This window comes from Acuticoccus sediminis, from assembly GCF_003258595.1.
Classification (GTDB): Bacteria; Pseudomonadota; Alphaproteobacteria; order Rhizobiales; family Amorphaceae; genus Acuticoccus; species Acuticoccus sediminis.
Genome location: NZ_QHHQ01000006.1, coordinates 172,384 through 185,958, shown reverse-complemented (window position 1 = coordinate 185,958; position 13,575 = coordinate 172,384). Strand labels below are relative to the sequence as shown.

Annotated in this window: 13 protein-coding genes; all 13 read right to left on the bottom strand. The window is 71.1% G+C overall.

Features of this window, described 5'->3' with window-relative positions:
* Nucleotides 1-52: 52 nt before the first annotated feature.
* The 13 genes from DLJ53_RS24790 to DLJ53_RS24730 all read right to left on the bottom strand — a co-directional run bounded on the left by DLJ53_RS24790 (nucleotide 53) and on the right by DLJ53_RS24730 (nucleotide 13,437).
* The gene (locus tag DLJ53_RS24790; protein WP_111350254.1) at nucleotides 53-934 is read right to left on the bottom strand and encodes an amidohydrolase family protein; all 882 of its coding nucleotides are present in this window, start codon (nucleotides 932-934) and stop codon (nucleotides 53-55) included.
* Nucleotides 931-2,037: a vWA domain-containing protein gene (locus tag DLJ53_RS24785; RefSeq protein ID WP_111350252.1), complete on the bottom strand. Its 1,107-nt coding sequence runs from the start codon at nucleotides 2,035-2,037 to the stop codon at nucleotides 931-933. Before DLJ53_RS24785 ends, DLJ53_RS24790 begins: the two co-directional genes overlap by 4 nt.
* Before the next feature lie 99 nt (nucleotides 2,038-2,136).
* A complete protein-coding gene (locus tag DLJ53_RS24780; RefSeq protein ID WP_111350250.1) occupies nucleotides 2,137-3,018 on the bottom strand; it encodes an AAA family ATPase in 882 nt (293 codons plus the stop codon).
* Nucleotides 3,019-3,027: 9 nt separating this feature from the next.
* Nucleotides 3,028-3,432, bottom strand: coding sequence for a hypothetical protein (locus tag DLJ53_RS24775; protein WP_111350248.1), 405 nt, complete (start codon nucleotides 3,430-3,432; stop codon nucleotides 3,028-3,030).
* Nucleotides 3,429-4,469: a xanthine dehydrogenase family protein molybdopterin-binding subunit gene (locus tag DLJ53_RS24770; protein ID WP_111350246.1), complete on the bottom strand. Its 1,041-nt coding sequence runs from the start codon at nucleotides 4,467-4,469 to the stop codon at nucleotides 3,429-3,431. The genes DLJ53_RS24775 and DLJ53_RS24770 overlap by 4 nt, the downstream gene beginning before the upstream one ends.
* A 136-nt stretch (nucleotides 4,470-4,605) precedes the next feature.
* Nucleotides 4,606-5,550, bottom strand: a complete 945-nt coding sequence (locus DLJ53_RS24765; protein WP_111350244.1) for a DMT family transporter — start codon at nucleotides 5,548-5,550, stop codon at nucleotides 4,606-4,608.
* Nucleotides 5,551-5,616: 66 nt separating this feature from the next.
* Nucleotides 5,617-7,332: a xanthine dehydrogenase family protein molybdopterin-binding subunit gene (locus tag DLJ53_RS24760; protein WP_111350242.1), complete on the bottom strand. Its 1,716-nt coding sequence runs from the start codon at nucleotides 7,330-7,332 to the stop codon at nucleotides 5,617-5,619.
* Nucleotides 7,333-7,337: 5 nt separating this feature from the next.
* The gene (locus DLJ53_RS24755; protein WP_111350240.1) at nucleotides 7,338-7,826 is read right to left on the bottom strand and encodes a (2Fe-2S)-binding protein; all 489 of its coding nucleotides are present in this window, start codon (nucleotides 7,824-7,826) and stop codon (nucleotides 7,338-7,340) included.
* Nucleotides 7,826-8,614: an FAD binding domain-containing protein gene (locus DLJ53_RS24750; protein WP_111350238.1), complete on the bottom strand. Its 789-nt coding sequence runs from the start codon at nucleotides 8,612-8,614 to the stop codon at nucleotides 7,826-7,828. Before DLJ53_RS24750 ends, DLJ53_RS24755 begins: the two co-directional genes overlap by 1 nt.
* Nucleotides 8,615-8,675: 61 nt before the next feature.
* Nucleotides 8,676-9,125 carry an SRPBCC family protein gene (locus DLJ53_RS24745; RefSeq protein WP_111350236.1) on the bottom strand — a complete coding sequence of 150 codons (450 nt, stop codon included), beginning with the start codon at nucleotides 9,123-9,125 and terminating at the stop codon, nucleotides 8,676-8,678.
* Nucleotides 9,126-9,153: 28 nt separating this feature from the next.
* Nucleotides 9,154-9,963 carry a methyltransferase domain-containing protein gene (locus DLJ53_RS24740; RefSeq protein WP_111350234.1) on the bottom strand — a complete coding sequence of 270 codons (810 nt, stop codon included), beginning with the start codon at nucleotides 9,961-9,963 and terminating at the stop codon, nucleotides 9,154-9,156.
* 20 nt (nucleotides 9,964-9,983) lie between these two features.
* Complete coding sequence (locus DLJ53_RS24735) at nucleotides 9,984-10,421, bottom strand: SRPBCC family protein (RefSeq protein ID WP_111350232.1); 438 nt, start codon at nucleotides 10,419-10,421, stop codon at nucleotides 9,984-9,986.
* 1 nt (nucleotide 10,422) lies between these two features.
* On the bottom strand, nucleotides 10,423-13,437 hold the full coding sequence (locus DLJ53_RS24730; protein WP_111350634.1) for a flotillin family protein: 3,015 nt from the start codon (nucleotides 13,435-13,437) through the stop codon (nucleotides 10,423-10,425).
* Nucleotides 13,438-13,575: the final 138 nt, after the last annotated feature.

Sequence of the window (13,575 nt, the reverse complement as noted above, 5' to 3'; positions counted from 1 at the left end):
GCGGCCGCCACGGCGATGTGATCGGCCCACGCGCTGCGGGACGTGCGCGCGGTCAGATGCGGTAGACGCGCTCCGCGGTGGCGCGGAAGACGTTCGCGCGGTCCTCCTTGGGAAGCTCCGCGAGGGCGTCCCTGAAGGCGGCGATCAGCGAGGCGTAGTCGGTCCAGAGCTTCTCGATCGGGAAGTTGGAGCCGTAGAGGCAGCGGTCCGACCCGAAGATCTCCACCGTCTCCAGCGTGGCCCAGCGGACGTGCTCCGGATCGTTCTGGCGGATGAACGTGCCGAAGCCCGAGACCTTCGAGACGACGTTCGGGCGTTCGGCGAGGCGCGCGATCTCGCGGCGCCAGTAGGCCTTGCCCGGAGTGGAGAGGTCCTCCGGCATGCCCGCGTGCTGCAGGATGAAGGTGACGTCCGGGCAGGCGTCGACGAGGCGCAGCGCAGCCTCGACCTGATGGGCGAAGATCTGCAGCTCGAACGCGTACTCGTAGGCCGCGAGGTGGCGCACGTTGGCGATCAGCGCGTCGGAGCCGACCACGTCCGGCCCGCTCGCGAAGCGGTAGAGGGGGTTGGTGTGGTGGTGCATCTGGTGGCGCACGCCGCGCATCAGCGGGTAGCCGGCGAGGCGGTCGAGGTCGCGGCGGGCGTCCTCCTGGGTCATGTCGACGTAGCCGGTGATCGCGTGCGGCCAGCCGCTGCGGTCGGCGGCGTGGGAGACCCAGGCGACCTCGTCCACGAACCAGTTCGGCGACCAGTTGGCCTGCACGTAGACCGACTTCTCGACGCCGGTGCCTTCGATGTCCTTGAGGTACTCGGTGATGAGGTAGTCGCGCTTCACGCCGTCGTAGGGGCCGAAGATGCGCGGCACCGTCGGCCCGAGCAGCCAGGGCAGGTCGGCCCGTCGCCAGATGTGGTGGTGCGCGTCGACGATCTTCATGCAGCCCTCGCTAGTCCCAGGATTTCGGCGGCGATCCTGCCAGGGGACGAGCCGTCCCCCAGACGTGCCAGCATCGGGCGGATCGCGGCCATGGCCGCGGTGCGCGGCTCGTAGTTCGGATCGGCGGCCAGCGGTGAGAGCCACAGGACCGCCCAGGAGAGGCGCGACAGGCGTTCCATCGCGCCGACCAGCACGGCCGGGTCGCCGCGCTCCAGGCCGTCGGACAGGACGACCACGGCCGCGCCGCGGGCGAACCCGGCGTAGCGGGGGACGGCGAGAAAGGCGGCCAGCGCGTCGCCGAGCCGGGTGCCGCCGTCCCAGTCGGACACGGCGGCGGACGCGGCGGCGAGGGCGGCGCCCTGATGGCGGCGCCCAATGGCGCGGGTGATGCGCGTGAGCCGCGTGCCGAGGGTGAAGATCTCCACCCTCTCGGCGCTTCGGGCGAGGGTGTGGGCGAATCGGAGGGCCGCGTCGGTCTGTGCGGCCATCGAGCCGGACACGTCGATCAGCAGAAGGATGCGCCGTTGCCGCGTACGCCGCTTCAGCTGCGGCAGTCGGACCACCTCGCCGTCGCGCCGGACGGCGTCCCTGAGGGCCCGGCGCATGTCCGGCCGGTCGCCGCGGCGCCGGCTGACGAGGCGGCGCGACGTGCGGCGCGGCAGACGGCCCGGGGCCGCGCGGCGGAAATGGCGGAGGGCGTCGGCCTCGGAGAGGTCGGCGAAGGCTCGGCCGGCGAGAGCCTCCGTGGCGGTGGCCTCGGCGCCGCTCTCGGTCAGCTCCTCGGGTTCGATGGCCTCGACCGCGCCCTCCTCCGGCTCGGTGACATCCGGCTCCTCGTCGCTGGTGACGGGGGCGGCGACGGTGTGTCCGAGAAAGTGCGCGCGGTAGAGCGCGTCGAACTCGGCGCGGCGGTCGGGCGGCGGGGCGAGCGTGGCGAGCGCCGCGGCGTGGATGTCGGCCATCGCGCGGGGGCCGAGGAGGCCCACGGCGGCGACGAAGCTCTGCGTCTGCTCGGGCGCAACCGCGAAGCCGGCACGGCGCAGCCGCGTCGCGAAGCCGACGAGGGGCCGCGCGGCCCGGGGCAATGGCTCGATCGCCGCCATGTCAGCGCCCGCACGTGAGGGCGCGGCGGCACGCCCCGGCGTCGGCGGACCGGGGCGCCCTCCGTCCGGAGGCCCGCAGCCGGGGCACGACCCCGCCGCTCACGCCACGGCCTCCTCGATCATGTCCTCCAGTCGCCCGTCCAGGAAGGTGAGGTCGTCCTGGTCCTTGAGGGCGACGCCGATGGCGCGGCGGAAGGCGGTCGGCCACGGGTTGCCCTGCGCGTGCAGGAGCGTCGCGGCCTCGGCCCACTCGACCGTCTCGGCGATGCCGGGGGCCTTGGCGAGCGGCTCGGCGCGCAGGGCCGTGACGGCGGCGACGACCTTGTCGGCCGTGTCCCGGGCGACGGTGGAGGCGCGCATCATGACGATGTCGGCCTCCCGGCGGGCGTCGGGGTAGTCGATCCAGTGGTAGATGCAGCGGCGGCGCAGCGCCTCGTGCAGCTCGCGGGTGCGGTTGGAGGTGAGGATCACGACGGGATGCTCCTCCGCGCGCACGGTGCCGCGCTCGGGGATCGAGATCGAGAAGTCGGACAGGAATTCGAGCAGAAAGGCTTCGAACTCGTGGTCCGCGCGGTCGATCTCGTCGATCAGGAGCACCGTATCGCGGGGGTGGCGCAGCGCTTCCAGCATGGGGCGGGCGATGAGGTAGTCGTCGGCGTAGATGTTGACGTAGGCCTCGCCCGCCTGGCGGATCGCCAGCATCTGCCGCGGATAGTTCCATTCGTAGAGGGCGGCGGCGGAATCGATCCCCTCGTAGCACTGGAGGCGCAGGAGCTCGCGCCCGAGGATCGAGGCGATGGCCTTCGCCGCCTCGGTCTTGCCGACGCCGGGCGCGCCCTCCAGCAGCAGCGGCTTGCCGAGCGCGAGCGCGAGGTAGGCTGCGGTCGCGAGATCGTCGCCGGCCAGGTACTGCGCGTCCCGCAGGGCGATGGCGAGCCGCTCTGGCGAGTCGATCCCGACGATGGAGGGGCGGACGGGCATGCTAGGTACTCAGCCCATCTCGAACCAGTTCGTGTCGAGCTTCACGGTGACCTGGATCAGTCGGTCCTCCGGCTCGCCGTCGGACCAGATGGTCAGCGTCTCGTCGGTGTCGAACTTCAGCCGGATCTCGTAGGGCAGCAGGCCTTCGTCTATCGCCGCCAGCCGTGACCCGATCAGGGTCCAGACCTGCCTCGAGAAGGCCTCTCCCGAGTCGGTCTTGTCCTTCCCGTCTCGCGAGACGCTGACGCATTCCGCCGTGCGGAGAGTGAATTCGATCCCGGCATCCGAAAAAAGGATCAGGCCATAGCCTCGCCCGGCAAAGCCGTAGTGGTCAAATCCCCGGCGCCCGATCATGGCACCCTCGAGGACGGACCCGATGAGATGGCTGCGCCAGACGTCGGAGAGTTCGCTCACTGACGGCTCCCGGCCCTGGCGTGACGTCCCGGCCGGGTACCGCCGTTGTCGCGGATGCCGCGCAGGATCTTTTCCGGGGTGATCGGGAGGTCGGTGATGCGCACGCCGACCGCGTCGAAGACGGCGTTGGCGGCGGCGGGGAGCAGCGGGTTGGCGCACATCTCGCCGGGCCCCTTGCCGCCGTAGGGACCGTCCGGCGCCGGCCGCTCCAGGACGGCGACGTTGTGGGGGGCGATGTCGCCGGGCCCGGGCATCAGGTAGTGGTTGAAGTCGGTCGGGCCGTGGTCGCGGTTCGGGTAGTAGGGCTCGGTCGTCTCGTAGAGGGCGTGGGAGAGGCCCATCCACGCACCGCCGATGAGCTGCTGTTCGACGAGGCGCGGGTTCAGCGCCCGGCCCAGCTCGTAGGCCGAGTTCACCTCCAGGACGCGCACCTCGCCGGTCTCGTCGTCGACCTCGAGGTCGAGGATGACCGCGGCGTGGGCGAAGCAGGAGACCGGCGTCATCTCCCCCGTCTCGGGGCTCACCTCCGACAGCGGGATGAGGAAGATCCCCCGCCCCGACACGGTCTTGCCGTGCTTGAACTGCGCCGCCTCGCACGCCTCTCCGGTGGTGATGGAGCGGGACGGCGCGCCGTTGACGTGGATGTTGCCGCGACCGTCGGTCACGAGGTCGGAGGCGTTGACCTCAAGTTCCTCGGCGGCCGCCTCGAGCATGACCGCCCTCGCCTCCCTGGCCGCCTGGATCACGGCGTTGCCGACGCGGTGCGTCCCGCGCGAGGCGAAGGAGCCCATGCAGTGTGGGCCGGTGTCGCTGTCGGCGGTGTCGACGTAGACGTCCTCCACCGGCACCCCCAGCGTCTCGGCGGCGATCTGGCGGGTGACGGACTTCATCCCCTGGCCGAGGTCGATGGAGGACAGCGCCACCATGAACTTCCCGTCCGGATTGGAGTGGACGAGCGCCTGGGACGGGTCGCCCCCGAGGTTCATGCCGATGGGGTAGTTGATGCAGGCAAAACCCCGGCCCTTGTGGATCGCCACGACACCCTCCCCGTTTCAAGAGCGGGTTAGAGTGATGCGTCCGCGCCGCCGGCGCATTGCCTTCAGTCTCATTGATCGCGCCGGGCCGCGACCGCCGGGGCGGACGGGCGTCGGCGCCGGGGCGAACGAGGCGCCGTCAGGGCATCGGCTCGGTTGTCAGCTCCGGCGGCTGCGGGGCGCCGACCCCGTAGCGGCGCGCGGCGAGGCGAAGCTCGACGGCACGGCGCCGCTCGCGATGCACCACGTAAAGTCCGGCGCCGAGGATGATCGCGGTGCCGAGCCAGGTCAGCGGATCCGGGAATTCGCCGAACACCAGATACCCGATGGCCGTGGCGCTGACGATCTCGAGGTACTGGAAGGAGGCCAGCATGCTCGCCTCCGCCATCCGCAGAGCCACCGTCATCATGAGCTGCACCAGCGTCGCCCCGAGGCCGACCGCCAGCACAAGCACCCAGAGCTCCGCCGTCGGCGTCGTGAATTCGAGGATCCCGACGGAGTAGATCCCGCCGACGATGAGCAGCACGCTGAGCGTCAGCGAGCCGAACACGCCGGCCATCGCCTGGATGCGCATCGCGTCCACCCGTCCGGAGAGGCTGCGCAGGATGGTCATCGCTCCGGCGAAGAGCGTGGCGGACGCGAGGGGCATCAGCGCGGCCCAGCCGAACGCCGCGAAGTTCGGGCGGATCACGACGAGCGCGCCGAGAAGCCCGACCAGCACCGCGATGGTCCGGTGCCGGCCCACCTTCTCGCCCAGGAACAGGACGCTGAAGATCGTCAGGATCAGCGGCTCGGCGAAGAAGATGGCGATGGCGTTCGCGAGCGGCAGGGTCTGCAGGCCCCAGAACATGAAGCCGCCGCAGACGGAGAGGAACATCCCGCACAGGGCGATGCGGCCGAGGTAGGCGCGGACCTCCGGCGTGAAAATGGCGCGGCCCATGAGGGGCAGCGCCACGAAGAGAATTCCGGTCTGGATGAGATTTCGGAACAGGCCGACCTCGAACGGCGAGATCTGCGTCGACAGGACCTTACCGCACGCGTCGATCGCCGGAATGATCAACATCGCCGCCGCGAACAGGGCCATGCCCTGTCCGGAGCGGTCTTCGCTCTGCTCGTATGGAATCGCCACGCCTGAGCATACCCTTTCGGCTTACCTCCGCCGGAGGCCGGAAATCGAGGCGAAGCGTGGCCCGCGGCGCGGCGCCGCCCCGTCGGGGTTGGCGGCCGGCTCGGGTGCGCGCTCCGGTCGCGGCGCAGAAGGAGGCGGACCGGCCGACCCCGCCGGCTCTGGCGTCCGGCGCAGGTCCGCCCGTGCCGGCTGAGGTGCGCGCGGAGGCTGGTGCGACGGACGCGGCGGCACGGCGTCCCGCCCGGTCCCGACCGGCTCGCGGGGGCGCTCGCCCTGCGCGTACGACCCGGACGCGTAGCCGGAAACCCGGCCGTTCTCGTCCTGCGCCGTGAAGGCCGGCAGCTCGCCCCGCTGTCCCCCGCCGCCGTGTAGCGACGAGGCCGCTCGCGCCTCCGCCGACAGCGGCCAACCCGCCTTCTCCGCAGCGACATGGCAACACTCGACGAGGGCCGTGTTCTTGGCAAGGCGCCGGTGGGCTTTCATGTCCCCGTCGCGGTAGGCGTTGAGGATGCGCATCTCGATCGGGTCGAGCCCCAGCTCGTGGGCGACGACGTCCATGTGGCTCTCGATCGCGAAGTCGACGCCGGTGACGCCGAAGCCGCGCATCGCCGTCGCCGGCGTGCGGTTGGTGAAGACGCAGTAGACGTCGGCGTAGACGTTCGGGATCGTGTACGGCCCCGGAAGATGGCCGACCGACTTGATGATCGCGTACGAGGAGAGGCGCGTGTAGGCGCCGGCGTCGAAGTAGCCGACGAACTTGCGGGCCATGATGCGCCCGTCGTTCATCACGCCGTCGGTGACGTACCAGCGCTCGGCGCCGCGGGGGGCGCCGACCTGCATCTCCTCCTCGCGGTCGAACATCGCCTTGCAGGGCCGCCCGGTGAGGACCGCGCCGAGGATCGCGAGCGGCTCGTGGATGGAATCGACCTTGCCGCCGAAGCCGCCGCCCACCGTGCCGCCGATGAGGTGCAGCCGCGCGGAGGAGAGGTCGAGGAGCTTGGCGGCGGTGCCGAGGGAGAAGAACAGCGCCTGGGTCGAGGTGTAGCAGACCCAGCGGTCGTTGGTTTCGGGCGCGGCGATGGCGCCGCAGGTCTCGATGGGCGCCTGCTCGATGGGGCTCATCTGGTAGCGGCCCTCGATCACCCGGTCGCACTGGCGAAAGGCGGCGTCGACGTCGCCGTAGCGCAGCTTCTGGTGATCGTACTTGCCGTGGTAGACGAACTTGTTGGCCGGGTACGCGGGGTTCACCGCCACCGCGCCCGGCTTGATCGCCTCCTCCACGTCGAGGACGTGGGGCAGCAGCTCGTAGTCGACGCGCACCCTCGCGACGGCCTCCCGGGCGATCCGCTCGGTGTCGGCGACGATGGCCGCGACCGGTTCGCCCTTGTAGCGCACCTCCTCGCCCTCGGCGGCGATCATCGGCTCGTCGTCGAGGCCGAAGTCCATCAGCGAGAGCAGCGTGTTGAGGTTGTGCGGCACGTCGCGGGCGAGGATCACCCGCTTCACCCCGGGAACGCGCTCGGCCTCGGAGGTGTCGATCCGGCGCACGCGGGCATGGTGGTGCGGCGAGCGCACGCAGCGGATGTGGAGCAGCCCGTCGAACAGGTGGTCGTCGTAGAAGGGCGAGCGGCCGGTGACGTGCCCCAGCATGTCCTGCCGCTGCGTCGGCTTGCCGATCTCGTTGAGATTGTCGTCACGCTCGTCCGCGAAATATTCCTTGCGAAACTCAATGGGCATCGTCGCTACCTCCGTCCCGCGGACGCCGCGCCCGCGCCGCCGGCGGCGGCGAGGACGGCGTTGATGATCGCCTCGTAGCCGGTGCAGCGGCAGAGGTTGCCGGAGATCGCCTCCACCACCTCCTCGCGCGTCGGCCGCGGGTTCTTCTTCAGGAGCGCGGTGGCGGACATCAGCATGCCGTCGGTGCAGTAGCCGCACTGGGCGGCGAAGTTGTCCATGAAGGCCTTCTGCAGCGGCGAGAGGCGGCCGTTACCGAGACCGGCGACGGTGTCGATCGCGCGCCCGTCCACCGTCTCGGCGAGCGTCAGGCACGAGAGCTGCGGCTCGCCGTCGACGAGGACGGTGCAGGCGCCGCAGGTGCCCTGCCCGCAGCCGTACTTGGGCGTGAGGTCGCCGGCGGTGCGGCGCAGCATGTCGAGGAGGTTCTGCCCGTCGTCGACGAAGACCGCGCGCTCGTCGCCGTTGTGCGTGAAGCGGATGGGTGTCTTGGCCATTACCGGGCCTCCAGGAGACGCTTGAGGTGAACGCCCGCGACCTCGCGCCGGTACCAGGCGGAGGCGAGGGCGTCGTCGACCGGCGACAGGCCCTCCGCCGCGCTGGCCGCCGCCCGCTCGATCGCCTGCCGGTCGCCCGCCCGGCCCGAGAGTGCCCGCTCGGCAGCCGTGGCGCGGACCGGGTGCGGCCCCATCCCGTTGAAGACGATGCGCACGTCCCCGCCCCCGCCGCCGCGCGGCAGCAGCGCCGAGATCGACATCAGCCCGACGCCCTTCGGCCTGACGCGGGAGACCTTGGCGAACCGCAGCTCCCCCTGCGGGCGCGGGAAGTTGACCGCAGCGACGAGGGCGCGGCTCCCCCCGCCCCGCACCAGCTCGTCCACCGCGACGCGGCCACCGCCGGCCAGCTCGGCCTGCGCGCCGAGGGCCATGAGCGCGCCCGCGAGGTCGCCGTAGGGCGCCGGGGCGAAGAGGTTGCCCGCCACCGTCGCCACGGACCGGACCTGCGGCCCGCCGATGACCCGTGCGACGGGCGCCAGGAAGGCGAGGTCGCGGTGGGCGGCGATCGCGCCCATGGTGACGCCGCCGCCCAGCCGCACCTCGCTGCCGACGGCAATCTCCGTGTAGGCGCGGTCGGTGATGCGGATGAGCGTGTCGAACGAGGTGTCCCCCTCGTTGACCGCGCGCATGACGATGGTGCCGCCCGAGTAGACGCGGGCGGTGCGGCGGTCCGCGAAGGCCCGGCCCGCCTCGGCGAGCGAGGCGTAGGTGGCGACGCTCACCGGCATGGCCGTGCCTCCGATGCGCGCACGTGACGGGGCGGTGTGCCCGGTCGGGTCGTCGGTCGGCTCATGCGCCCCCCCGCTCGCCGACGAACGCGCGCACCGCGTTCATGCCGGCGTAGTAGATGTCGTTGGTGACCATGGTTTTCAGTTCGCTCTCGCGGCCCCGGGGCGTGTCGAAGCGCGACTCCCAGTGCCAGAAGGTCATGTCGCCGTCGGTGACCGGCAGCAGCCGGCAGTGGGCGACGTAGTTGAAGAGCGGCACCGGCGTGTCGAGCAGGCAGTAGCTCATCGTCATCTCGGCATCGTCGAGCGCCAGGAGTTGCTCGCGCAGTTCCGCCCCGTCGGCGAGGTGGAAGCGCCGCACGCCGCCGACCTTGTCCGTCGGCGCGCCGCGCTCCATGACCGAGTCGGCGACCGCCGGGTGCCAGCGGTCGTGCCCGTTGAAGTCGCGCACGACCGCCCACACCGCCTCGATCGGCGCGTCGATGACGGTCGAGGTGACGATCTTCACCATGCCGGCCGCCCGTCCCTGCCAGTGCCGCTCATGTCGCCCTCGGCCTGGTGGAGATGGCGGTCACGAACGGTGTCAGCGCGTAGAGCGTGCCGTCTCTGTCGCGCCGCTCGTACTCGCCGACGAGCGCAACGGCGAGCGGCTCTCCGATCATGCCGTTGTCGAGCATGTACTTCGTCGCCATCCGCACCGGCCCGAGGACGCCGGGTCCGGTCAGCGTGAGGCGGTTGGCAACGCGGAAGATGTCGAGAGTGAGCCCGGCGTCCGCGATCAGGCGCGGCAGCTTCGCCGCGAGGAAGGCGTCGGTCACGAACGTCTTCCTGAAGAGGTCGAAGCAGGCCTGCAGCGGGTCGTCCTCGAACGCGCCGGCGGACTGCTTGGAGAAGTCCGCGTCGCAGATGACGAGCCTGCCGCCCGGCTTCAGGACGCGTGCGGCCTCCGCCACCAGGACAGCAGGGTCCGGCACGTGGGAGAGCACCGTGTGCTGCACCGCGATATCGATGCCGCCGTCCACCTCGGCGAGGCGGTCGCCGCTGCCGACGGCGAAGGCGAGGTTGGCCCGGCCGCCGACCCGCTTGTCGGCCTCCGCCACCAGCTCCGGCGAGGGCTCGACGCCGAGCACCGAGGCGTCGGGGAAGCGGTCGGCGATGCGACGCGACACGGGACCCGTCCCGGCCCCGATCTCGACGATCCGGGCCCCCGGGGCGACCGTCAGATCATCCAGATAGGCGTCGATGACGGGTACCATCTGCGGATCGGCGCCACGGTTCTCGAGCGTTTCGACCATGATGTCGATCAGCTCCTGTCCGGCGTCCGAGACGTTCTGGAATGGGTCGGCCATGGCGCTTTCCTCCGCCTTCCTCAGCGCGTGAAGTGCCGCTTCAGAGCGTCGAAGCCCCCTTGGAACACGTTGGTCCCGATACCGCTCACGAGGTCGTCCACGTCGTCTTCGGCGCACTCAAAATCCGCCGACCATTCGGCGAAAGTTCGGTCGCCGTCGGTAATCGGGGTGATCCGGAGCGTGGCGACATAGTCCGTCAGCGGCATCGGGCTCTCGAGGATCGCGTAGGTGCAGAACATGTCGTAGTCGGAAAGGCCGAGGAGCTTCTCGCGCAGCCGGTCGCCGTTCTGCAGGCGGAAGTCACGCACGCAGCCGATCTTGTCGGACGGCAGGCCGTCCTCGATGCGGCTCTCGCGGATGCGCGGGTGCCAGCGCGGCAGCGCGTTGAAGTCCCGCACCCGTGCCCAGACCTCGGGCGCGGGCGCATTGATCACGCTGGAGACGTAGACGCGCGGCACGTCACGCTCCCTTCGGCTCTTTGGAGCCCCTGTCGCCCTTCTCGCCGCCGGAGCTGCCCGAGCCGCCACCGCCGCCGGACTCGCGGGCGATGCGCTGCATGTCGCTTGCCTCGCGGATGAGGCCCGGCATCTTGGCGAGCGTTCCGCCCTCGATGCCGATGTCGGCGAGCAGCGAATCCACCAGCGGCGCCTGCATGCGGTAGCGCAGCGCCGAGTTGATCACCTCGTCGGTGGCATTCTGCCGGCCGCCCTCGCCGCCATGGCCGTATCCGTTCGCCCCGTCGAGCTGGACGATGCGGATGTCGGAGATCTTCTCCATCGGCTTGACGGACGCGGCGACGATGCCCTCGATCCGCTCCAGCAGGCGGCGGCGGAAGACGGACGCGCGGGCGCCGTCGGAGAGGACGTTCTCGGCCTCGTTGATGAGCTTCTGCGCCTCGGCCTCCACGGCGGTGCGCACCTTCTCCGCGTCGGCGGCGTGGCGCGCCTCCTGCGCGGCCTTCTCGGCCATCAGCACGTCGATGGTCTTGCGGCGCTGCGCCTCCTCGGTCTGGCGCACCGTCTTGACGCGCTCCTCGGCCTCCGCGGCGCGGGCGAGCTCGTTGTCGGCGGCGATGCGCGCCGCGCTCTCCTCCAGCGACTTGGCGTAGAGGGTGATGGCCTTCTCCATCTGCGCCATCTCGACGTCGCGCTCGCGGGCGACCTCGCGGCGGCGCCGCTCCGTCTCGTGGCCGATGCGGGCCTCGTCGAGACCCCGCTCGGAGGCGATGCGGGCGCGCTCGATGTCCTCCGTCGAGGCGATCTCGGCCTCACGCAGCGCCTGGACGCGGGCGATCTCGAGCTGCTCGGTCGCGCGGCGCCGCTCCAGCCTGGCGGCGTCGATGACCTTCTCCCGCTCGATCCCGGTCTTCTCCACGTCACGACCCGCCTCGATCTCGGCGCGCTTGACGCGGGCTTCGGCCGCGGCCCGTTCGGTCCGCTTGGTCGCGAGTTCGATGACCCGGGCCTCCTCGGCCTCTTCCACCATGCGCTTGCGGTCGATGTCGGAGACCTCGCGCTCCTGGCTGGCGGCGATCCGCTCCATCTCGAGGCCGAGTTCCATCTCGATGCGCTGGCGCTCGGTCGACTCGCGGCGGCGGATGTCGGCCGCTTCGAGGGCCGCGCCGCTGCTGATCTCGCGCTCGGAGGCGTCCTGCTCGGCCGCGATCCGCTCGGCGCGCAGGATCTTGGTGAGCGAGATGCGGGCGGTCTCGGTCCGCTCCTCCGACGCGGTCTGGTTGATGGCGACCTCCTCGCGGGCGGAGATGCGGGCCTCGTCGATCCGGGCGTCGGTGGTGATGCGCGCCTCCTCGACGGTCCTGCGGGCGGAGATGTCCGCCTGGTCGACGGCGCGGCTCCGGGCGATCTCACGCTCGCGCACGTCCTGCTCGTAGGCGATGCGGTCGGCGGCGATCGCCTTGTCCCGGGCGATCTGCGCCGCCTCGACGGCCTGCCGGGCGGCGATCTCGGCCGCCTCCACCGCTTCTTGGCGGGCGATCTCCAGCTCCCGCACGCGGCGGTCGGTGACGATGCGCTCCTCGGACGTCGCGGCGGCCTCGGCGATGCGCATCTTCTCGACGGTCTCGCGCGCCTCGATCTCGGCCTCGTCCACGGCGCGGGTGCGGGCGATCTCGCGGCGGCGAATCCCCTCCTCGCTGGCGATGCGCGCGTCGACGATCGCCTGATCCTGGAGGATGCGGGCCTTCTCGGTCTCCTCCCGGGCGGCGATCTCGGCCGCTTCCAGGAGCTTCTGGCGGGCGATCTCGCGGGCACGGGTCGCCTCGTCGCTGGCGATCCGGGCCTCGGCGACGGCGCGCTCCTGCTCGATGCGGGCGCGATCGGTGGCCTCGCGCGCGGCGATCTCGGTCTCGTCGATGGTGCGGCGGCGGGCGATCTCGCGCGCCTCGATGTCCTGCTCGTTGATGATCCGCGATTCCGACACCGCCCGCTCCTGCTCGATGCGGGCGGTCTCGGTGTCGCGCCGGGCGGAGATCTCGGCGCTGTCGAGGGCGCGCTGGCGGTCGATCTCGCGCTGACGGATCTCCCTTTCGGACTGGATCCGCACCTCGGCGATGGACTGGTCGTTGGCGATGCGCGCCAGCTCGATCGTCTCGCGCGCGGTGATTTCGGCGCGCTCGGCGTCGGTCTGCCGCTCGGCCCGCTCGCGGGCGATCTCGGCGCGCTGCTGGGCTCGGCGGAACTCGATCTCGCGCTCCTGCTCGAGGCGCGCCTGCTCGGAGTCGCGCTCGATCGCGAGGGCGTCCTTCTCCGCCTCCAGGTTGCGCGTGCGGATCCGCGTCATGGACGCCTGCTCGATCTCGTTGCGCAGCGTGCGCCGCTCCTCGATCTCGCGGATCAGGGCGGTGAGACCCTCGGCGTCGAAGCGGTTGGAGGGGTTGAAGTACTCGAGCGCGGTCTGGTCGATGTCCTTGATGGCGACCGATTCCAGCTCCAGGCCGTTCTGCTCCAGCGATTCCTGCGCGAGCTCCTTGACGCGCTTCACGTAGGTGCCGCGCTGCTCGTGGATGTCGCCCATCGCCATCTCGGCGGCGGCGATGCGCAGCGCGGACTCGAACTTGCCCGCCAGCAGCGGCTGCAGCCGCTCCGGCTCCAGCGTGCGCCGGCCCAGCGTGGAGGCCGCGCGGGAGACCGCGGCGCGCTCCGGACGGACGCGGACGTAGAACTCCGCCTCGACGTCCACGCGCATCCGGTCCTTGGTGATGAGGGCGTGCTCGCGCTCACGCGTGACGTCGAGCGGCAGGGTGTGCATCGCGACGGGCGTGATGTCGTGGATGATGGGCCAGACGAAGGCGCCGCCGTCGATGACGACCTTTTCACCGAGGAAGCCGGTCCGCACGTACGCGTGTTCCTTGGTGGACCGGCGGTAGAGCCAGTTCATCACCCAGTAGACGACGAAGATGACGATGACGGCCAGGACGAGCCACAAGATGAGCTCGCCGATGAGTTCCCCTGTCATGATGCGCGTCACTCCCGGTTTATTTTGCCGGACATGGTGACGCGGTTTTGGGAACCGTGCGTTGCAGTGGGTCTGATTTTGGGCGGAAGACCAGACGCCCTGATCAGTGCCGCGGCGCGGCGGGCGCCCGGTATTCGC